This window comes from Gordonia alkanivorans NBRC 16433, assembly GCF_000225505.1.
GTDB classification, from domain to species: Bacteria; Actinomycetota; Actinomycetes; order Mycobacteriales; family Mycobacteriaceae; genus Gordonia; species Gordonia alkanivorans.
This window is the reverse complement of record NZ_BACI01000099.1, coordinates 78,606-98,609: the sequence shown is the minus strand read 5'-3', so window position 1 is coordinate 98,609 and position 20,004 is coordinate 78,606. Positions and strand designations below refer to the sequence as shown.

The following is a 20,004-nucleotide window of genomic DNA, read 5'->3' as shown; positions in this document are numbered from 1 at the left end:
CCCATGACCGTCGAGGTGGGAACTCTGCTGCAGCAGTGGCGGTCTCGCCGGTCCATCAGTCAGCTCGACCTCGCCTACGAGGTCGGGGTCTCGCCGAAGCACCTCAGCTTCGTCGAGACGGGTAAGTCCCGCCCGAGTCCGGGCCTGCTTCACGCGCTGGCCGAACGTCTCGACATCCCTCTGCGCGAACGTAATTCGCTCCTCCTCGCGGCCGGTCACGCACCGCGCTACAGCGAGGAGCCCCTCGACTCGGAGACGATGACCCGCGTGCGCGGCGAGGTCAAGAGACTGCTCGACGCGCACAACCCCAACATCGGGATGGCCCTCGACCGCGCGTGGAACGTCGTGTTGGCCAACGACACCGCGATGCGGCTCCTGTCCCTGCTCCCGGACGAGCTCCAAGCCAGGCCGGTCAACCTGTTCCGGGTGTCGCTGCACCCCGACGGCTTCGCGCGGATGACGCACAACCTCGACGAGTGGGCCTCCTACCTGCTCGACCTCCTTCGTCGGATGGTGCGCATCACCGGCGACGAACGACTCGCCGAGCTCGAACGCGAGGTGTCGTCGTATCCGACCGTGTCCGGTCTGAACGGCGGGCAGGTGTCGGGCAGGTCGCGAGAGGTGGGTTCGCTGCTGGTGCCGTTCGAGCTGGAACTCGGCGACGAGGTCTTGTCCTTCTTCAGCACCCTGACCACCTTCGGTTCACCCCGCGATGTCACGCTCGAAGAGCTGACGATCGAGCTTTTCTACCCGGCCGACGAGCCGACGGAACGATGGGTTGCGATGATGCAGAGGTGACCGACTCCGCTGATCCCGCATTCCGACTCCCCGCCGCCGTCCTCTGGGACATGGACGGCACGCTGCTCGACTCCGAGCCGATCTGGGAGATAGCGATGTCCGAGCTGGCGGCGCTCCATGGCATCGCGATGACCCCGCACCTGCGCGAATCGACGCTCGGCAACTCCCTGCCCGACGCGCTGGCGAAGGTCCACGACGCCGCGGGTCTGTCGCCCGAGGTCCGGGATCCCGCCGCGGACGGACGGTGGACGCTGGACCGGGTGACCGAACTCTTCCAGGAGGGTCTCCCGTGGCGACCCGGCGCACTCGAGGCGCTGGAACTGATCGCCTGCGCCGGTATCCCGATGGCGCTGGTCACCAATACGGTGCGTGAGGCAGCCGATGTGGCCCTGGAGACGATCGGCCGTCATCGCTTCGCGACCACGGTCTGCGGCGACGAGGTCGCCGTCGGCAAACCCGCTCCCGACCCGTACATGCGCGCCGCCGAACTGCTCGGATTGCCGACCGCGGAATGCCTGGCGGTGGAGGATTCCCCGACCGGCGCTCAGGCCGCGACGGCGGCCGGATGTCTCACCCTCGTCGTCGAATCCGCGGCACCGGTGGAACCCGGACCGCTGCGGGTGTTTCGACGCTCTCTGGTCGGATTGGGACTCGACGACGTCACCGAGGCATGGACCGGCGGTCTCGCGCGTACCGCGACATGCCAAAATGAGGAATCGTGAAGACATTCGAGGAGCTGTTCGCCGAACTCAGCGACAAGGCCGAGAACCGCCCCGCGGGGTCGGGCACGGTCGCCGCGCTCGACTCGGGTGTGCACACCCTGGGCAAGAAGATCATCGAAGAAGCCGGCGAGGTGTGGCTCGCCGCCGAGCACGAGTCCGACGACTCGCTCGGCGAGGAGATCTCCCAGCTCATCTACTGGCTGCAGGTGATGATGATCAAACGGGGCCTCAAGCCGGAGGACGTGTACCGACATCTGTGACCGGAAGCCCCGGTCGCCGACACACAACCTCCCGCTCAGCTGAGCACAACCCCACGAAAAGGACATCGAGATGCTGCGAGTGGCTGTACCCAACAAGGGTGCGCTCTCCGAATCCGCGTCGGCCATTCTCTCCGAGGCCGGCTACCGCAAACGATCCGACTCCAAGGATCTGACGGTTCTCGACAACAACAACGACGTCGAGTTCTTCTTCCTCCGTCCCAAGGACATCGCCATCTACGTCGGGTCGGGACGCCTCGACCTCGGCATCACCGGCCGAGACCTCGCCGGCGACTCGGGAGCCCAGGTCCACGAGCAGCTCGCGATGGGCTTCGGCACGTCGACCTTCCGCTACGCGGCCCCGGCCGACCAGGAGTGGACCGTCGCCGACCTCGCCGGCAAGCGCGTCGCGACGTCGTACCCGAACCTGGTGCGCGACGACCTCGCCGGACGCGGCATCACCGCCGACATCATCCGGCTCGACGGCGCGGTCGAGATCTCCATCCAGCTCGGGGTGGCCGACGCGATCGCCGACGTCGTCGGTTCCGGACGCACGCTGCGCCAACACGGGCTGGCTGCCTTCGGCGAGTCGCTGTGCGACTCCGAGGCCGTGCTGATCTCCCGGCGCGACGCCGATCTCACCAAAGCCGAGAAGCAGTTCATCGCGCGCGTCCAGGGCGTCGTCTTCGGACAGCAGTACGTGATGATCGACTACGACTGCCCCAAGTCGCTCCTCGACAAAGCAACGGCGATCACCCCGGGCCTCGAGTCCCCGACGGTCGCCCCGATGGCAGATCCCGATTGGGTCGCCGTCCGCGCGATGGTTCCGCGCAAGGACCACCAGAACCTGATGGATGAGCTCTCCGAGCTCGGCGCGAAGGCGATCCTCGCCACCGACATCCGCTCCTGCCGGTTCTGACCCTTCGAGACGGCCGTCGCAGGCTCCGGCCTCCTCAGGGAGCGGAGGACGGCGGTCCGTCGCAGGCTCCGGCCTCCTCAGGGAGCGAAAAGGGGCACCCTCGACCAATCTCGGGGGTGCCCCTTTTCTCGTCCCTGAGGAGCGAGCTTGCGAGCGCCTCGAAGGGTCAGCCGACGGCGTTGAGCAAGACCGTCTGCGCCGACCGGCCGATGTAGCCGGAGGTGTCGTACAGGTCGCCGAGGGTCGCGCCGAAACCGTCGGGTCCGGCGACCATGTTGGCGTCGATGCCGACCCACGGCCCGCTCGGTACCCGCGTCAGATGCACGGTGGTGTCGGTGTTCATCCAGGACCAGCGGTCCGGGCGCAGTCTCGTACCCACACCGTTGGCGACGTCGATCACGATGAACATGGCCTCGAGGTCCGAGGTCTTCTCGCCCTCGACCAGCGGGAGGGCCGCGCGCAGCCACACCGCCGGGGTCTCGCCGTAGCGGCCCTCGGTGCGTGCCGATTCGACGGTTCCGATGAACCCGAGCGTTCCCCAGCTCACTGCTTCGCCGCTGTCGTCGGGGAACCCGATCTGGCTCGGCAGCTCGTCGGGCAGCGGGGTCAGGGGAGCGGGACCGTTGGCGATCTCGCTGGTGTCCGCGCCGCGGATGCGCCAGCCCACCGACTTCGCGGCCGTGCGGAACGAGCCGTCGGCCCGCTGCACCTCGAGCTCGGTCTCGACGAGACTGATCTGCCTACCCGGGCGGATCACGCGAGCGTGAATCCGGTTGACGCCCAGCCCGATCGGGCCGAGGATCTCGGTCGTCACGCGGGTGAAGTGCTGTGAGGGATCCGGGTCGCAGCGCAGCAACGACCGCATCATCAGCGCCGACGGCGGGCCGCCGTGCTGCATGGTCGGCGACCAGACGCTCAGGGTGGCGTCGGTCGGCTGGAAGTACTCATATCGCGCCGACGGGTCGCCGGCCGGGCTGGTGCCGTCGGACGCCGGGGCGTCGACGGGAACGTAGTACGAACTCTCCACGTGTCCAGCCTATGTGCATCTACATAATCGGGCGTCTCGGGGTGTGCCTCAGGCGACGAACCCGGGCGGCGGACCGGGGTAGGGCGGGATCTCGCCGCCGAACTCCGGGCACCGCGACTGGTGTTCGCAGAACCGGCACATCCGGGACTTCCGCGGCCGGAAGTCCCCGGAGGCGACGCCGGTGCGGATGGCCTGCCAGATCGCGCGCAGCGTCCGCTCGAAGCGGAGCAGCTCGTCGTGATCGGGGTGGTAGATCAGCTGCTGGCCGTCGGACAGGTACATCAGTTGCAGCCGGGCCGGCACGACGCCGCGCGTCCGCAGGATCGCCAGCGCATAGAACTTCATCTGGAACAGCGCCTTGGCCTCGTAGGCCTCGCCGGGGGAGCGTCCGGTCTTGTAGTCGACGACGCGGATCTCGCCGGTCGGTGCGACGTCGATACGGTCGATGAAGCCGCGCATCAGCATGTCGTCGGCCTCGATCTCGACGTGTTCCTCCACCGAGTCGGCATCGAAGGCGGTGGGGTTCTCCATCGTGTAGTACGTCGCGATGAGCTTGTGTGCACCGGCGATGAACGCCGCCTGACCGCCCTCGTCGATCACCCGCGCGAGCTGCGGGTCCTCCTCGCACAGCGCCGCCCAGGCCCCCTCGACGAGCAGCTCTGCCGAATCCTGGGTGCGGAGCTCGGCAGGCATGTCGAAGAGGTTCTCGAGTGCCGCATGGACGACGGTGCCGCGGGTCTGTGCGGCGGTCGGCGTCTCCGGGAAACGGTCGATGGCGCGGAACCGGTACAGGAGCGGGCATTGCTTGAAGTCCGCCGCCCGCGACGGAGACAGAGCCAGGGGGCGTCCGACGATCCCGCGCGCCCCCTCCGACGGGGGCGGCTCCGGCGCGGGGGTCGCGCTGGCGGAGGGGTTGTCGGTGCCGGTCATCGTGCTCACATCTCGCAGACTAGGCCGCAGCCCCGACACTCTGCCGGTCCGACACCCACCTGCGGTCGGGTATCGTCCTCACGGCCCACCGGACTCCCGACCACCACCTTCTCCGCCAGCGCGGAGGCGTCGGCTCCGTCCCGTTCACGAGAGGAAGCACCCAGTGCCCACCACCGGACCGTTCGCCGTCGGCGACCGGGTTCAACTGACCGATGCCAAGGGCCGAAAGTTCACGGTGCTCCTCGAAGAGGGCAAGCAGTTCCACACCCACCGCGGCGCCATCTCGCACGACGATCTCATCGGCTCGCCCGAGGGCAGCGTCGTCTCGGCCACCAGCGGCACCCAGTACCTCGCGTTGCGGCCGCTGCTCGTCGACTACGTGCTCTCGATGCCGCGCGGTGCCCAGGTCATCTACCCCAAGGACGCCGCGCAGATCGTCCTCGAGGGCGACATCTTCCCGGGCGCCCGCGTTTTGGAGGCCGGCGCCGGATCCGGCGCGCTGACGTGTTCACTGCTCCGCGCCGTCGGCACCGAGGGCGAGGTGAACTCCTTCGAGATCCGCGAGGATCACGCCGAGCATGCGATCCGCAACGTCGAGACCTTCTTCGGTGGCCGCCCGGACAACTGGAACATCGTCGTCGACGATCTCGCGAACGTCGACCAGGACGAACGCTTCGACCGCGTCGTCCTCGACATGCTCGCGCCGTGGGAGCCCCTCGACGTGGTGCGCACCGTGTTGAAACCAGGCGGGGTCCTGACCATTTATGTGGCGACCGTCACCCAGCTCTCGCGCGTGATCGAGGCGCTGCGCGAGCAGGAGTGCTGGACCGAGCCGCGCGCCTGGGAGACCCTGCTGCGCGAGTGGTCGGCCGTCGGCCTGGCTGTTCGTCCCGAGCACAAAATGCAAGGCCACACTGCGTTTCTCATCACCGCCCGCCGGCTCGCCGACGGCACCACCACGTTGCGTCCGCAGCGTCGGCCGACGAAGGGCTGAGTTCGGCTGGTCCGCATTGGCCGCAAGATCGTGATTCCGTTGCGAACGCGCACATTTAACACACCGTCAACACCGCCATCTGGTGGGTGAAGGGCGATTCTGCGTCCGTGCCGGTAGCGTAGGGATACGGCGCGAGCATTCCGATCGTGGGATCGGGTGATTGCCGGGGAGAGGAGTCAGCAATGACCGAATCTGACCGCCATGACGCCACCGGGGACCGTGCGGTCCCCGAGAGCGCGAGTGCACCCGACGAGGGCTTCACCCCTGCCTACACCCCGCCTCTCGCGCGGAGTGGTTCCGAACGCCCGTCGTTCGGACGCCAGGCAGACACCGATAGCCTCCAGGAACGCGTCGACAGCCTCACGGCGCGCAACGCGAAGCTGCTCGACACGCTCAAAGAAGCGCGTCAGCAACTCGTCGCCTTGCGCGAGGAGGTCGACCGTCTCGGTCAGCCGCCGAGCGGCTACGGGGTCCTGCTCGAGGTGTACCCCGACGCGACCGTCGACGTGTTCACCTCCGGTCGCAAGATGCGGCTCACCTGCTCGCCGAACATCGACACCGAGACCTTGACCAAGGGCCAGACGCTGCGTCTGAACGAGGCCCTGACCATCGTCGAGGCCTTGGCGTTCGACACGGTCGGCGAGATCAGCACTCTGCGCGAGGTTCTCGGGGACGGCAAGCGGGCGCTGGTCGTCGGTCATGCCGACGAGGAGCGCGTCGTGTGGTTGGCCGAGCCGTTGCTGGGCGAGGTCGACGCGGAGGACGGCAAGCGCCGCAAGCTGCGTCCGGGCGACTCGCTGCTCATCGACACCAAGGCCGGGTTCGCCTTCGAGCGGGTGCCCAAGGCCGAGGTCGAGGACCTCGTCCTCGAAGAGGTGCCGGACGTCGGGTACGAGGACATCGGTGGTCTCGGCCGGCAGATCGAACAGATCCGCGACGCCGTCGAACTGCCGTTCCTGCACAAGGACCTGTTCCGCGACTACCAGCTGCGGCCGCCGAAGGGCGTGCTGCTCTACGGTCCGCCCGGTTGCGGTAAGACGCTCATCGCCAAGGCCGTCGCGAACTCCCTTGCCAAGAAGATCGCGCTGTCCCGCGGAGACGACGCCAAGGAGGCGAAGTCCTACTTCCTCAACATCAAGGGTCCCGAGCTGCTCAACAAGTTCGTCGGTGAGACCGAGCGTCACATCCGGCTGATCTTCCAGCGCGCCCGGGAGAAGGCGTCCGAGGGCACCCCGGTCATCGTGTTCTTCGATGAGATGGACTCGATCTTCCGCACCCGCGGCTCCGGTGTCTCCTCCGACGTCGAGACCACGGTCGTGCCGCAGCTGCTCAGCGAGATCGACGGTGTGGAAGGCCTCGAGAACGTCATCGTGATCGGTGCGTCGAACCGCGAGGACATGATCGACCCCGCGATCCTGCGTCCCGGCCGCCTCGACGTGAAGATCAAGATCGAGCGTCCCGACGCCGAGTCGGCGATCGACATCTTCTCGAAGTACCTCACCGAGGAACTGCCGATCCACGCCGACGACATCGGCGAGTTCGGCGGGGATCGCACGGCCTGCATCAAGGCGATGATCGAGAAGGTCGTCGAGCGGATGTACGCAGAGAGCGAGGACAACCGGTTCCTCGAGGTCACCTACGCCAACGGCGACAAGGAGATCATGTACTTCAAGGACTTCAACTCGGGCGCGATGATCCAGAACGTCGTCGACCGTGCGAAGAAGTACGCGATCAAGTCGCAGCTCGACACCGGTGCCCCGGGTCTGCGTGTGCAGCACCTCTTCGATTCGATCCTCGACGAGTTCGCGGAGAACGAAGATCTGCCCAACACCACCAACCCGGACGACTGGGCTCGCATCTCGGGCAAGAAGGGCGAGCGGATTGTTTACATCCGCACGCTGGTCACCGGCAAGTCCTCCGGGACGAGCCGCGCCATCGACACCGAGACGAACACCGGGCAATACCTGTAGCACGCGCCTCATCCAGCAGACGACCGACTCCCCAGGGGGTCGGTCGTCTGCTGTACAGAACGGCATGAAAACCGTCGTCAAGCACTAAAGTTGGCGGCGATGAACAGTACATCGATGGCTCGCGGTCGGGTGATCGTCGACGGTGGGGCGCCTCATCCGCTGGGCGAATCCCCGCGCATCACCCTGGGCAGGGAACCCGACAACGACATCGTGATCAATCATCCGATGGTGTCGCGTCGGCATCTCGCCATCGAGTGGCGCGGGGCTGCGTGGTATCTCGTCGACATCGGTAGCACCAACGGCTTTTTCGCCGGCGGACGACGCCTGGCCGAGCTCATGGTCGCCGGCCCGACGCAGGTCCGGCTCGGCGACGTGAGCACCGGTCCGATAGTCGACCTGGTGATCGATCCGACCGCCTACCCGCCACCGCCGAGCGGTCAGATGCCGTCCGCACCCGCCCGTCCGGGTCCGTTCCCGCCGGGGCCACGGTCAGCGGGTTTCGCCGCCCCCGGCCACCCGGGACCGAACATGCCGCAGTCGGGCCGCATCCCGTCACGATCCTCGGGCGGACCCTCGCGCGCCGGTGCGCCGGAACCGATGCCCGCCGAGCTGCGCGACGCCCCGCATCTGCAGGCGCTGAAACAGAACGTCTCGGCGGTCTACCGGCTTCCGGGAGCACCGACTCCGCCCGAGCGCGAGTCGATCTCGCTGCGCGGTGTGCAGCGCATCGGCCGCACACCGGACAACGACATCGTCGTCAGCGACGTCCTCGCCTCCCGCCACCACGCGCAGGTGTCGAGCCGCGGCGGCGTCCTGGTCATCGACGACCTCGGCAGCGTCAACGGCACCTTCGTCAACGGCCGCCGGGTCAACAACGCGCCGCTGTCCGACGGTGACGTGGTCACGATCGGCAACAGCGACTTCGTGGTGTCCGGCGGCACGCTCATGCGCGGCCAGGAGAGCGCGGCGGTCGCCGACGGTCTCCACGTGCACGGGGTCAGCCTCATCGTCGACGGTGGTAAGCGGCTTCTCGCCGACGTCGACTTCAGCGCGAGTCCCGGCACGCTCACCGCGGTGATCGGCCCGTCCGGCGCCGGCAAGTCGACCGTGTCGAAGATCGCCGCGGGCCTGAACTCGCCGACGAGCGGCCTGGTCACCTTCGAGAGTCGCAACGTCCACGCCGAATACGACGCCCTCCGCACCCGAATCGGGATGGTCCCGCAGAAGGATGTGCTCCACCACAAGCTCACGCTCCGGCAGGCCCTGCGCTACGCGGCAGAGCTGCGACTGCCGCCCGACCTGTCGAAAGAAGACCGCGACCGGGTCATCGACGGCGTCCTCGGCGAACTCCAACTGACCGAGCACGTCGACACCCGCGTCGAGAAGCTCTCCGGCGGACAGCAGAAGCGTGCATCGGTCGCGATGGAGCTGCTCACCGGTCCATCGCTGCTGATCCTCGACGAGCCGACGTCGGGTCTCGACCCGGCCCTCGACCGCCAGGTGATGGCGACCCTGCGGCGCCTCGCCGACGCCGGCCGCGTCGTCCTCGTGGTCACCCACTCGCTGACGTACCTGTCGATGTGCGACCAGGTGCTGCTGCTCGCCCCGGGCGGCAAGACCTCGTTCTGCGGTGCGCCGGCGCAGGTCGAACAGGAGATGGGGACCTCCGACTGGGCGGAGATCTTCGCCTATGTCGCCGACCAGCCCGACGCCGCGTACACGCGCTACCTCGAACGGCATCGGCGTGCTCCGAATCCACCGCCGCCGCAACGTCCTCCGGGCCCGCCGATACCGGTGCCGCACACCAGCTTCACCAGACAGGCGTCGACCATCGCCCGACGCCAGGTACGGCTCGTCTTCGCCGACATCGGCTATCTGGTGTTCCTGGTGTTGCTGCCGGTGGTCCTCGGACTGCTGACGCTGGTCATCCCGGGGTCGAGTGGTTTCGCCCGACTCGAGGTGATCCCGAACGCGCCGCCACCCAAAGACGGCGCGGAGGCGATCCAGATCCTGGTGGTCCTCGTCGTGGGTGCCGCGTTCATGGGTGCGGCTCTGACGGTGCGCGACCTCGTCGGTGAGCGCGACATCTTCGAGCGGGAGAGAGCCGTCGGATTGCGTCCCGGCGCTTACCTGTTCGCGAAGATCGTGGTCTTCTTCATCGCCGCGATCCTGCAGACGATCATCATGGTCGGCATCACCTTCGCCGGTCGTGGGCTACCCGACTTCGGCGGCCCGATCCTGCCCCCGCCGCTGGCCCTGCTGTTCGCCGTCGCCGTGCTCGCCTGTGTGAGCACCCTTGTCGGACTCGCGATCTCGTCGGCGGTGAAATCCAACGAACAGGTGATGCCGCCGCTGGTCATCGTGGTGATGGTGCAGCTCGTCTTCTGCGGCGGCCTGTTCAAGCTGGACGGTGTCGGCCTGCAGCAACTGTCGTGGATCTTCCCCTCGTTCTGGGGTTACGTCACCGCCGCCGGCAGTGTCGACCTGTACAACATCAACGTCGCTGCACCCCAGCGGATCACGTTGTGGGAGACCTCGATCGCCCACAGCGCCATCGCCTACTCGGTACTCGCCTTCATCAGCATCCTGCTGCTGGCGTTCACCTACTCACGGTTGCGGCTGAAAAAGCGCTGAGCCAGCCGCACCCGACCGGTAGACGTCAACTCGACCGGCAGACGTCGATCGAGGTCTGGCGGTCGGGGCTGAGGTTCGGCAGTCGGGCCGAGCTCGTACGGCCTTCGCCTATCCCGCCGCATCGCCCGACGCCACCGGATACCGGACGAGTCCGAGTTCCGCGTCGTGCGAGAGCTGTTCGTGGCGGGGGAGTACGCGCACCGTGTAGCCGAGGTGGCCCGACGCCGGCGGGGTGGCCAGCACCGAGAAGATCACGCGACCCGACGCATCTCGTTCGGCGGCCGGGCTCATGTCGGTGATCGCGGGGTCGACGATGTCGCCGTCGTCGGTCACGCGGCCCAGCACGAGTTGGACACGGAGACTGTCGGGGTCGAGTTCGCCGACCGCCACGTGGGCGGACACGCGGAGACCGTCGTTCTCGCTCTCCTCGTCCACACCCGCGACGACGACCGAGCCCCAACCGGTCTCGATCTCCCGCCGATAGACGGCGAGGTCACGGGCGCCGGCATGATCGTCGGCGCACGCGGCGACGTAGGCCGCCGCGGCGGGGCAGTACAGCTCGGTGGTGTAGTCGCGAACCATGCGCGAGGCGAGGACTTGGGGGCCCAGACGGGTGAGCGTGTGGCGCATCATCTCCACCCACCGCGTCGGCAGCCCGTTCTCGTCCCGCTGATAGAACAGCGGGATCACCGTGTCCTCGAGGAGTGCGTAGAGAGCTTCGGCCTCGAGGTCGTCGCGCCGGTTCTCGTCCTCGACTCCCTCGGCCGACGGGATGGCCCAACCGTTGTCGTCGTCGGCCATCTCGTCCCACCAGCCGTCCAGGATGGACAGGTTGAGGCCGCCGTTGAGCGCCGACTTCATCCCCGATGTCCCGCACGCCTCCATCGGCCGCACCGGGTTGTTCAGCCACACGTCGCAGCCGGGGTAGATGTGGCGGGCCATCGAGATGTCGTAGTCGGGCAGGAACACGATGCGGTCGCGCAACTGCGGGTCCTCGGCGAAACGCACCACCTGCTGGATGAGCGCCTTGCCACCGTCGTCCGCCGGATGCGCCTTGCCCGCGATGACGAGCTGCACCGGCCGGTCCGGGTCGGTGAGGATGCGGCGCATGCGGTCCGGGTCGCGCAGCATGAGCGTGAGCCGCTTGTACGTTGCTGCGCGACGGGCGAATCCGATCGTCAGCACGCCCGGGTCGAAGAGGTCGGCGGTCCAACCGAGTTCGGCGTCGGTGAAGCCACGCTCGCGTCCGCTCGCATGCGCCCGGCGCCGGACCTCGGCGACGAGCTCGGCCCGCAGCGATTCGTGGGTCGACCAGATCGTCTCGGCGGGCAGCCCGGCGTAGACCTCGGGCGCGGAATCCTCGTCACTCGAGGCGAAGTCACGCCACACCTTCGCCACCCAGGTTGGGCCGTGCACGCCGTTGGTCACCGCGCCGATCGGCACGTCCGCGGCGTCGAAGCCGGGCCACAGGTCGGCGAACATCTCCCGGCTCACCTCGCCGTGCAGCTGCGAGACGCCGTTGCTGCGCTGGCCGAGCCGAAAGCCCATGTGCGCCATGTTGAACACGCCCGGGTCGGCCTCGTCGCCGAGCTCGGCGATGGTCGACGCGGGCAGGCCGGGCAGCAGTCGCGAGGTCCCGGAGGCGTCGGCGTCGAGGTACCGGTTCACCAGATCGGTGGGGAAGCGGTCGATCCCCGCCGGCACCGGGGTGTGCGTGGTGAAGATGTTCGACGCCCGGACCACGGCCTCGGCGGTGTCGAAGTCGAGCCCGGCGGCCACGTACTCCCGGATGCGTTCGGTGCCCAGGAATCCGGCGTGGCCCTCGTTCATGTGGAACACCGTCGGCTCGTCCCGGCCGGTCGCCCGCACATAGGCGCGTAGCGCGCGCACCCCGCCGATGCCGAGGAGGATCTCCTGCAGGATGCGATGCTCCTGGTCGCCGCCGTAGAGCCGGTCGGTGACGCCGCGCAACTGGTCGTCGGTGTTGGCTGCGATGTTGGAGTCGAGGAGCAGCAACGGGATCCGGCCGACGCTGGCAACCCACACCTGTGCAGACAGGGTCCGGCCGTCGGGCATGGAGATCTCGACGACGACGGGCGCGTCCCCGTCGGTGAGGAGGGTCAGCGGCAGATCCCGCGGGTCGTTGACCGGATATCGCTCCACCTGCCGGCCGTCGTGGTCGAGGCCCTGGCGGAAGTAGCCGGACCGGTAGAACAGTCCGACGCCGATCAGCGGGAGCCCGAGGTCCGAGGCGGCCTTCAGGTGATCGCCGGCGAGGATGCCGAGCCCGCCGGAGTAGATGGGCAGCACCTCGGAGACGCCGAACTCCATGGAGAAGTACGCGATCCCGGGCGGGACCGGATGGGTCTGCGCGTACCCGCCGAACCACTGCGGCGCATCGAGGTACTCCTCGAGACTCGCGTGCGCCGCCGAGACCCGCGCGCGGAAGTCCCCGTCGGCCGCCAGCTCGGTCAGCCGGGCCGGGTCGACGTCGGCGAGCACCCGCAACGGATCACCCGTCGCCTCCCACCGCTCGGCGTCGATCGTGGCGAACAACTCCTGGGTCGGCGGGTTCCACACCCAGCGCAGGTTGTGCGACAGGGGACCGAGGGCGGCGAGTTCGGGAGGCAGCGGCACCCGAACGGTGAACCGGCGGAAAGCTTTCACGGCGACGACGGTACTGGTGCCGGGCCCGCCCTGCGAGCGGGACGCTGCGAGCCTCTCCGCATCACCCTCTACCCTCGAAGCATGCAGCGAATCATCGGTACCGAGGTCGAGTACGGAATCTCCGCGCCCGGCGACCCGACCGCGAATCCGATCATGACCTCCACGCAGGCCGTTCTCGCCTATGCGGCGGCCGCCGGCGTGCCCCGCGCCAAGCGCACGCGCTGGGATTACGAGGTCGAGTCCCCGCTCCGCGACGCCCGCGGATTCGACCTCGGCCGCGGTTCCGGACCGGCTCCGATCATCGACGCCGACGAGATCGGCGCGGCCAACATGATCCTCACCAACGGCGCCCGCCTGTACGTCGACCACGCCCATCCGGAGTACTCCGCACCCGAGGTGACCGACCCGATGGACGCGGTCATCTGGGACAAGGCGGGCGAACGCGTCATGGAGGCCGCCGCACGCCACGTGGCGAGCGTTCCGGGTGCGCCCAAGCTGCAGCTCTACAAGAACAACATCGACGGCAAGGGCGCCTCGTACGGCACCCACGAGAACTACCTGATGGCCCGCGAGACCCCGTTCACCGCGGTCATCGCGGGTCTGACCACGTTCTTCGCCTCGCGTCAGGTCATCACCGGCTCGGGTCGCGTGGGCATCGGCCAGTCGGGCGACGAGGCGGGCTTCCAGCTCTCGCAGCGCTCGGACTACATCGAGGTCGAGGTCGGTCTCGAGACCACCCTCAAGCGCGGCATCATCAACACCCGCGACGAGCCCCACGCCGACCCGGAGCGCTACCGCCGGCTGCACGTCATCATCGGCGACGCCAACCTGGCCGAGACCGCGACCTACCTCAAGGTCGGGACCACCGCGCTGGTCCTCGACCTCATCGAGGCGGGCGTCGACTTCTCCGACATCGAGCTCGCCCGCCCGGTCCAGGCCGTGCACACCATCAGTCACGATCCGACCCTGACCGCGACCGTCGCACTCACCGACGGCCGCGAGCTCACCGGCCTGGCCCTGCAGCGCGAGTACCTCGAACGCTGCATGAAGTTCCACGAGCAGGAGCACTCCGACGACGAGCGGGCCAAGCACGTCCTCGAGACGTGGGCGGATGTGCTCGACCGCCTCGAGCGCGATCCGATGGAATGCTCCGACATCCTCGACTGGCCGGCCAAGCTGCGCATCCTGGAGGGCTTCCGCCAGCGTGAGGGCCTGTCCTGGTCGGCCCCGCGCCTGCAGCTCATCGACCTGCAGTACTCCGACGTCCGCCTCGACAAGGGTCTCTACAACCGCCTCGTCGCGCGCGGCTCGATGAAGCGTCTGGTCGACGAGAACGACGTGCTCGCCGCGATCCACGAGCCGCCGCGCAACACCCGCGCCTATTTCCGCGGCGAATGTCTCCGTCGTTTCGGGGCAGATGTCGCCGCGGCCAGCTGGGATTCGGTCATCTTCGACCTCGGCGGGGACTCCCTCGTCCGCATCCCGACGCTCGAGCCGCTGCGCGGGACGCAGGCCCACGTGGGCAAGCTTCTCGATTCGGTCAACTCCGCCGCCGAACTGGTCGACCAGCTGACGACCTGACACGCGCGGGGCATGTGCTTTGTTCCGCCCCAGTTGTCGCCGCCACAGGTAGTGTGGGACCACACGATTCCGAGGCCGATTCACCAGGGATCAGCGCCCGGCGGAAGCCGGTGAGATCCCAGGGGTCGCAAGACCCGATGGTGGTCGGTCGCGGGTAGCCCGCCAAGGGGCGATCGGTTTCAAGGAGGCAGCAGATGGCGCAGGAACAGACCAAGCGTGGTGGCGGCGGCGACGATGAGGGCGTCGGCCCCGATTCCGGTGCCGGACAGGAACGTCGCGAGAAGCTGGCCGAGGACACCGACGACCTGCTCGACGAGATCGATGACGTGCTCGAGGAGAACGCCGAGGACTTCGTGCGTGCTTACGTGCAGAAGGGCGGCCAGTGAGCGACAGGTTCGGATCACTGCCCCCTTTTTCACAATTTCGTACGGGTTCTGCTCTCGGCGCGGACATCTCGTCGTTCACCGAGTTCCTGCGGTTGCACGCGCCGGAGCAGCTTCCGCAGGCTCAGGTTGATCGCGTGGGTTCGTTCGCCGGGGGCGCAGACGGCGCCGGAGACATCCCGCACGGCACGACGATAGTCGCCGTGTCGTATCCGGGTGGGGTCGTGCTCGCCGGTGACCGGCGGGCCACGATGGGCAACCTGATCGCCACGCGCGACGTCAAGAAGGTCTACATCACCGACGAGTACTCGGCGGCCGGCATCGCCGGCACCGCGGGTATCGCGATCGAGATGGTCCGGCTCTTCGCCGTCGAACTCGAGCACTACGAGAAGATCGAGGGTGTCCCGCTCACGCTCGACGGCAAGGTCAGCCGGCTCGCGAGCATGGTGCGCGGCAACCTCGGCGCGGCCCTGCAGGGTCTCGCCGCGATCCCTCTTCTCGTGGGCTACGACATCGACCACGACGACCCGACCGAACGCGGCCGGATCTTCAGCTTCGACGTGGCGGGTGACCGTCACGAGGAGTTCGGCGGCTACACGGCCATCGGTTCCGGATCGGTGTTCGCGAAGTCGTCGCTGAAGAAGCTCTACCGCTCGGACCTGACCGCCGACGAGGCGATCGCCATCGCGGTCGAGTCGCTCTACGACGCCGCCGACGACGATTCGGCGACCGGCGGACCGGACCTGGTCCGCAAGATCTTCCCGATGGCCGCGGTCGTCGACGCACAAGGTGCACGGGAGGTGGACGCGGCCGAGATCGAGAGTGCGGCGCGGGCCGTCGTCGAACGCCGTGCCGCCGAGCACGAGGGAGGTGCCCGATGACCTTCCCGTATTACGCCAGTGCCGAGCAGATCATGCGCGATCGCTCGGAGCTCGCGCGCAAGGGCATCGCACGCGGGCGGTCCGTGGTGATCCTGACCTATGCCGACGGGGTGCTGTTCGTCGCGGAGAACCCGTCGAACACCCTGCGGAAGACGAGCGAGATCTACGACCGCATCGGCTTCGCCGCGGTGGGCAAGTACAACGAGTTCGAGAGCCTGCGCAAGGCAGGAATCCAGCTCGCCGACATGCGGGGCTACAGCTACGACCGCGCCGACGTGTCCGGTCTGTCCCTGGCCAACACCTACGCCAATGCCCTGGGCAGCGTCTTCACCGAGCAGGCCAAGCCGTTCGAGGTCGAGCTGTGCGTGGCCGAGGTCGCCCGGGCGGGCAAGCCGAAACCGTCTCAGCTGTACCGCATCTCCTACGACGGGTCGATCACCGACGAGACCCGGTTCCTGGTGATGGGCGGCGCGACCGAACCGATCGCGGCGGCTCTCAAGGAGAGCTATGCCCCCGACATGGCGCTCGCCGAGGCGATCGGGGTCGCGGTCAAGGCGCTCGCCACCCCGGCCGACTCCGGCAACGGAGCCCCGGCGTCGCCGCGCGAGCTGACCGCCGGCGACCTCGAGGTCGCGATTCTCGACCGCAACCGGCCGCGACGGGCGTTCAAGCGCCTGACCTCGGCCGCGGTCGAGGAACTCCTGCCCGCTGCCGCACCCACGACCAACTCCCCGGCCGAGGGTTCCTCAGCGGACGACACCACCTCCGGCGGCGACTCTTCCGGCGGATCGGACTAGAACGCGACGACTCGCGGTCGGCCTGGCGCTTCTGCCCGGTCGGCCGCGGGTCCCGCGAGTAGGGTTGGTCAAGTGCAGCGACGAATCATGGGCATCGAGACCGAGTTCGGTGTCACATGCACCTTCCACGGTCATCGGCGGCTGAGTCCTGACGAGGTCGCGCGGTACCTGTTCCGCCGCGTCGTGTCATGGGGTCGGTCGTCGAACGTCTTCCTGCAGAACGGCGCACGCCTGTACCTCGACGTCGGATCGCACCCCGAATACGCGACCGCCGAGTGTGACAGCCTGATCCAGCTGATCAACCACGACCGCGCCGGCGAACTGGTCCTCGAGGACCTGCTCGTCGACGCCGAGCAGCGTCTTGCCGACGAGGGGATCGGCGGCGACATCTACCTGTTCAAGAACAACACCGACTCCGCGGGCAACTCCTACGGCTGCCACGAGAACTACCTCGTCGTGCGGGCGGGGGAGTTCTCCCGGATCTCCGACGTCCTCCTGCCGTTCCTGGTGACCCGGCAGCTGATCTGCGGCGCAGGCAAGGTGCTGCAGACCCCGAAGGCCGCCACCTTCTGCCTCTCGCAGCGCGCCGAGCACATCTGGGAGGGCGTCTCCTCGGCCACCACCCGCTCGCGCCCGATCATCAACACCCGCGACGAGCCGCACGCCGACGCCGAGAAGTACCGGCGCCTGCATGTCATCGTCGGCGACTCGAACATGTCCGAGATGACGACCCTGCTGAAGGTCGGCTCGGCGGCGCTGGTGCTCGAGATGATCGAGGCCGGCGTGGCGTTCCGGGATTTCGCCCTGGACAATCCGATCCGCGCCATCCGCGAGGTCAGCCACGATCCCACCGGCCGGCGTCCCGTGCGTCTCGCCGGCGGACGGCAGGCCAGTGCCCTCGACATCCAGCGCGAGTACCACGCCCGCGCGGTCGAGCACCTCACCAACCGCCGTCCCGACCCCGAGATGGACATGGTCGTCGACCTGTGGGGCCGCATGCTCGACGCGGTCGAGGCCGACGACTTCGCGAAGGTCGACACCGAGATCGACTGGGTCATCAAACGAAAGCTGTTTCAGCGCTACCAGGACAAGTATTCGATGGAGCTGTCGGACCCGAAGATCGCGCAGCTCGACCTCGCCTTCCACGACATCAAGCGCGGCCGCGGTGTGTTCGACGTCCTGATGCGCAAGGGGCTCGTGGCCCGTGCGACCACCGACGAGGCCATCAAGACCGCCGTCAACGAGCCGCCGCAGACCACCCGTGCCAAGCTCCGTGGTGACTTCATCTCGGCGGCGCAGAAGGCGGGACGCGACTTCACGGTCGACTGGGTGCACCTCAAGCTGAACGACCAGGCCCAGCGCACCGTGCTGTGCAAGGACCCGTTCCGCAGCGTCGACGAGCGGGTCGACCGGCTGATCGCATCCATGTGAGCGAGCCTCCGCACCGCCTGATCGGCAAGGATCTAACCTGACGCAGTGGCCACTCCCAAAGTCGAGCGACTGCTCAATCTGGTGATCTGTCTGCTGTGGACGAAGCAGTACGTCACCGCCGACTACATCCGACGCAACGTCGCCGGTTACCAGGACGGCGACAAGTCCGACGAGGCATTCAACCGGATGTTCGAGCGGGACAAGAACGAACTGCGCGACCTCGGCATCCCGCTGGTCACCGGACGTTCGCCGATGGCGGCGGGCGCCGAGGGATACCGCATCGACCGTGACACCTACGAGCTGCCCGAGATCTCCCTGGACTCCGACGAGGCCGCCGCGATCGCCATGGCCGCCGCGCTCTGGGACACCCCGGAGGTCTCCACGCTGTCGCAGACCGCGATCCTCAAGCTGCGCGCCGCGGGCCTCGACGTCCGCTCGGAGGACGACCTCGGCTTCACCGCCGGCGGGTCGACGCGATCGATGGGTTCGGAGCAGGTCATCGCCGGACTCCTCGGCGCGATCCAGGTCAAGCGCGCCGTCGAGTTCACCCACCGGTCGTCGGCGACCGCGACCCCGGCCGTCCGTCGGGTCGAGCCCTGGGGTGTGGTGTCCCACCACGGCCGCTGGTACGTCGTCGGACACGACCTCGACCGGGCCGCCACCCGCACGTTCCGCCTGTCGCGGATCTCGACGGTGACGCCGGTCGGACCCGCCGATGCCGTCGACGTGCCCGTCGGCACGGACCTCCAGCAGATCGTCTCCGCGGCGGTCGATTCCGCGGCGGGCACCGACGGTCGCACCGCGCGCATCTGGGTGGCCGCGGGCCGGGCCGCCGGACTCCGCCGGGCCGCGACCACCTCCGAACCCGCTGACCTCGACGGTGAGGCGGGCGACGTGCTGACCCTCGACATCCATTCGCTGTCGGCGGTGGCGCGCATGGCGCTGGGCGTGGGCCGGGACGCGGTCGTCCTCGATCCGCCAGAGCTGCGCGACCTCGTGATCGCCGGCCTGGACCGCCTGGCGGGGGTGAGCGCCTGATGGCCGGTGCACAACCGTCGCGCCTGAACCGGCTGCTGGCGATGGTCCCGTATTTCCAGGCTCGGCGCGGCATCTCGATCGAGCAGGCCGCGCGCGAACTCGGCGTCACCCAGACGCAGCTCACCAAGGACCTCGAGTTGCTGTTCGTGTGCGGGCTCCCGGGTTACTACCCCGACGACCTGATCGAACTCGAGTTCAGCGAGGGCTTCGTCAGCGTCGGGTTCACCGCGGGCATGGACCGTCCGCTGCGGCTCACGACCGTGGAGGCCAGCACCCTGCTCGTGGCACTGCGTGCTCTCGTGGAGACGCCCGGTGTGGTCGACGTGACCGCCGCGCGGCGTGCCATCGCCAAGATCGAGGAGGCGGTCGGGGCGACCGCCGTGCCGGGTCTGTCCTCCGGTGCGGAGTTCGAGGCATCGCCGGGGGAGAACCCGACCTTCACCACCGTCCGCGAAGCCGTGCGTCGAGGACGTGCGCTTCAGCTGAGCTACTACTCGGCGAGCCGGGACAGCGTCACCGACCGTGTCGTCGACCCGATCCGGCTGCAGGTGATGGACCAGCACACCTACCTCGAAGCCTGGTGTCGCATGGCCGAGGGCGTGCGGTTGTTCCGCTTCGACCGCATCGACACCGCCGTCGAACTGGACGAACCGAGCAACCCGCCGGCCGAGGCCGAGTGGTCGTCGCAGTCGGTGCTCGTCCCGGAGAACCCCGATCTGCCGGCGGTCGAACTCGAGATCGATCCCGACCACCTGTGGATTCTCGACTACTACCCGGTGGAGCCGACCACCTCGATCGACGACCGCCATCCGGATGAACCGGTCCGCGCCCGCATGGTCTACGGCTCACCCGAGTGGCTGACCCGTTTCCTGCTCGGCTTCGGCGGCTCGGTCCGCGTCGTCGACGATCAGAAAGTCGCGGCGGCGGTCGTGGAATCGGCGGCGAGTGCGCGCGAGCGCTACCGCTGAACCGGGC

17 protein-coding genes are annotated in these 20,004 nt (G+C 68.3%); 14 read left to right on the top strand and 3 right to left on the bottom strand.

Going from position 1 to position 20,004, the window contains the following annotated elements; genetic code table 11:
• Positions 1 to 3 precede the first annotated feature (3 nt).
• From GOALK_RS18755 to hisG, 4 genes are all read left to right on the top strand, one after another.
• Entirely contained in the window at positions 4 to 798 is a 795-nt protein-coding gene (locus GOALK_RS18755; RefSeq protein ID WP_006360408.1) for a helix-turn-helix transcriptional regulator, read from the top strand.
• A 50-nt stretch (positions 799 to 848) separates the two neighbouring features.
• Complete coding sequence (locus tag GOALK_RS18750; protein WP_042376306.1) at positions 849 to 1,520, top strand: HAD family hydrolase; 672 nt, start codon at positions 849 to 851, stop codon at positions 1,518 to 1,520.
• Entirely contained in the window at positions 1,517 to 1,780 is a 264-nt protein-coding gene (locus tag GOALK_RS18745; protein ID WP_006360406.1) for a phosphoribosyl-ATP diphosphatase, read from the top strand. Before GOALK_RS18750 ends, GOALK_RS18745 begins: the two co-directional genes overlap by 4 nt.
• A gap of 70 nt (positions 1,781 to 1,850) precedes the next feature.
• The gene (gene hisG / locus GOALK_RS18740; protein ID WP_006360405.1) at positions 1,851 to 2,696 is read left to right on the top strand and encodes an ATP phosphoribosyltransferase; all 846 of its coding nucleotides are present in this window, start codon (positions 1,851 to 1,853) and stop codon (positions 2,694 to 2,696) included.
• Positions 2,697 to 2,862: 166 nt separating this feature from the next.
• Here the strand turns inward: hisG and GOALK_RS18735 are convergent, their stop codons facing one another.
• Positions 2,863 to 3,723, bottom strand: coding sequence for a thioesterase family protein (locus tag GOALK_RS18735; RefSeq protein WP_006360404.1), 861 nt, complete (start codon positions 3,721 to 3,723; stop codon positions 2,863 to 2,865).
• A gap of 48 nt (positions 3,724 to 3,771) precedes the next feature.
• Positions 3,772 to 4,653, bottom strand: coding sequence for a RecB family exonuclease (locus GOALK_RS18730; protein WP_006360403.1), 882 nt, complete (start codon positions 4,651 to 4,653; stop codon positions 3,772 to 3,774).
• A gap of 163 nt (positions 4,654 to 4,816) precedes the next feature.
• Here GOALK_RS18730 and GOALK_RS18725 point away from each other — a divergent pair, with 163 nt between their 5' ends.
• The 3 genes from GOALK_RS18725 (at position 4,817) to GOALK_RS18715 (ending at position 10,251) form a co-directional block, all read left to right on the top strand.
• A complete protein-coding gene (locus GOALK_RS18725) occupies positions 4,817 to 5,647 on the top strand; it encodes a tRNA (adenine-N1)-methyltransferase (RefSeq protein ID WP_006360402.1) in 831 nt (276 codons plus the stop codon).
• A gap of 182 nt (positions 5,648 to 5,829) precedes the next feature.
• Entirely contained in the window at positions 5,830 to 7,617 is a 1,788-nt protein-coding gene (arc, locus tag GOALK_RS18720; protein ID WP_006360401.1) for a proteasome ATPase, read from the top strand.
• Positions 7,618 to 7,731: 114 nt separating this feature from the next.
• Positions 7,732 to 10,251: an FHA domain-containing protein gene (locus GOALK_RS18715; RefSeq protein WP_006360400.1), complete on the top strand. Its 2,520-nt coding sequence runs from the start codon at positions 7,732 to 7,734 to the stop codon at positions 10,249 to 10,251.
• 108 nt (positions 10,252 to 10,359) lie between these two features.
• Here the strand turns inward: GOALK_RS18715 and glgP are convergent, their stop codons facing one another.
• The gene (gene glgP, locus GOALK_RS18710; protein ID WP_006360399.1) at positions 10,360 to 12,918 is read right to left on the bottom strand and encodes an alpha-glucan family phosphorylase; all 2,559 of its coding nucleotides are present in this window, start codon (positions 12,916 to 12,918) and stop codon (positions 10,360 to 10,362) included.
• A gap of 81 nt (positions 12,919 to 12,999) precedes the next feature.
• Between glgP and dop the strand changes: the two genes are divergently transcribed.
• The 7 genes from dop to GOALK_RS18675 all read left to right on the top strand — a co-directional run bounded on the left by dop (position 13,000) and on the right by GOALK_RS18675 (position 19,997).
• Positions 13,000 to 14,499: a depupylase/deamidase Dop gene (gene dop / locus GOALK_RS18705; protein ID WP_006360398.1), complete on the top strand. Its 1,500-nt coding sequence runs from the start codon at positions 13,000 to 13,002 to the stop codon at positions 14,497 to 14,499.
• Between the two features lie 194 nt (positions 14,500 to 14,693).
• A complete protein-coding gene (locus GOALK_RS18700) occupies positions 14,694 to 14,885 on the top strand; it encodes a ubiquitin-like protein Pup (RefSeq protein WP_004019064.1) in 192 nt (63 codons plus the stop codon).
• Complete coding sequence (gene prcB / locus GOALK_RS18695; protein WP_006360397.1) at positions 14,882 to 15,763, top strand: proteasome subunit beta; 882 nt, start codon at positions 14,882 to 14,884, stop codon at positions 15,761 to 15,763. The genes GOALK_RS18700 and prcB overlap by 4 nt, the downstream gene beginning before the upstream one ends.
• A complete protein-coding gene (gene prcA / locus GOALK_RS18690; RefSeq protein WP_006360396.1) occupies positions 15,760 to 16,560 on the top strand; it encodes a proteasome subunit alpha in 801 nt (266 codons plus the stop codon). Before prcB ends, prcA begins: the two co-directional genes overlap by 4 nt.
• Positions 16,561 to 16,632: 72 nt before the next feature.
• The gene (gene pafA, locus GOALK_RS18685) at positions 16,633 to 17,991 is read left to right on the top strand and encodes a Pup--protein ligase (protein WP_005200010.1); all 1,359 of its coding nucleotides are present in this window, start codon (positions 16,633 to 16,635) and stop codon (positions 17,989 to 17,991) included.
• A gap of 45 nt (positions 17,992 to 18,036) precedes the next feature.
• Positions 18,037 to 19,029: a helix-turn-helix transcriptional regulator gene (locus tag GOALK_RS18680; protein ID WP_006360394.1), complete on the top strand. Its 993-nt coding sequence runs from the start codon at positions 18,037 to 18,039 to the stop codon at positions 19,027 to 19,029.
• Entirely contained in the window at positions 19,029 to 19,997 is a 969-nt protein-coding gene (locus GOALK_RS18675; RefSeq protein WP_006360393.1) for a helix-turn-helix transcriptional regulator, read from the top strand. Before GOALK_RS18680 ends, GOALK_RS18675 begins: the two co-directional genes overlap by 1 nt.
• Positions 19,998 to 20,004: the final 7 nt, after the last annotated feature.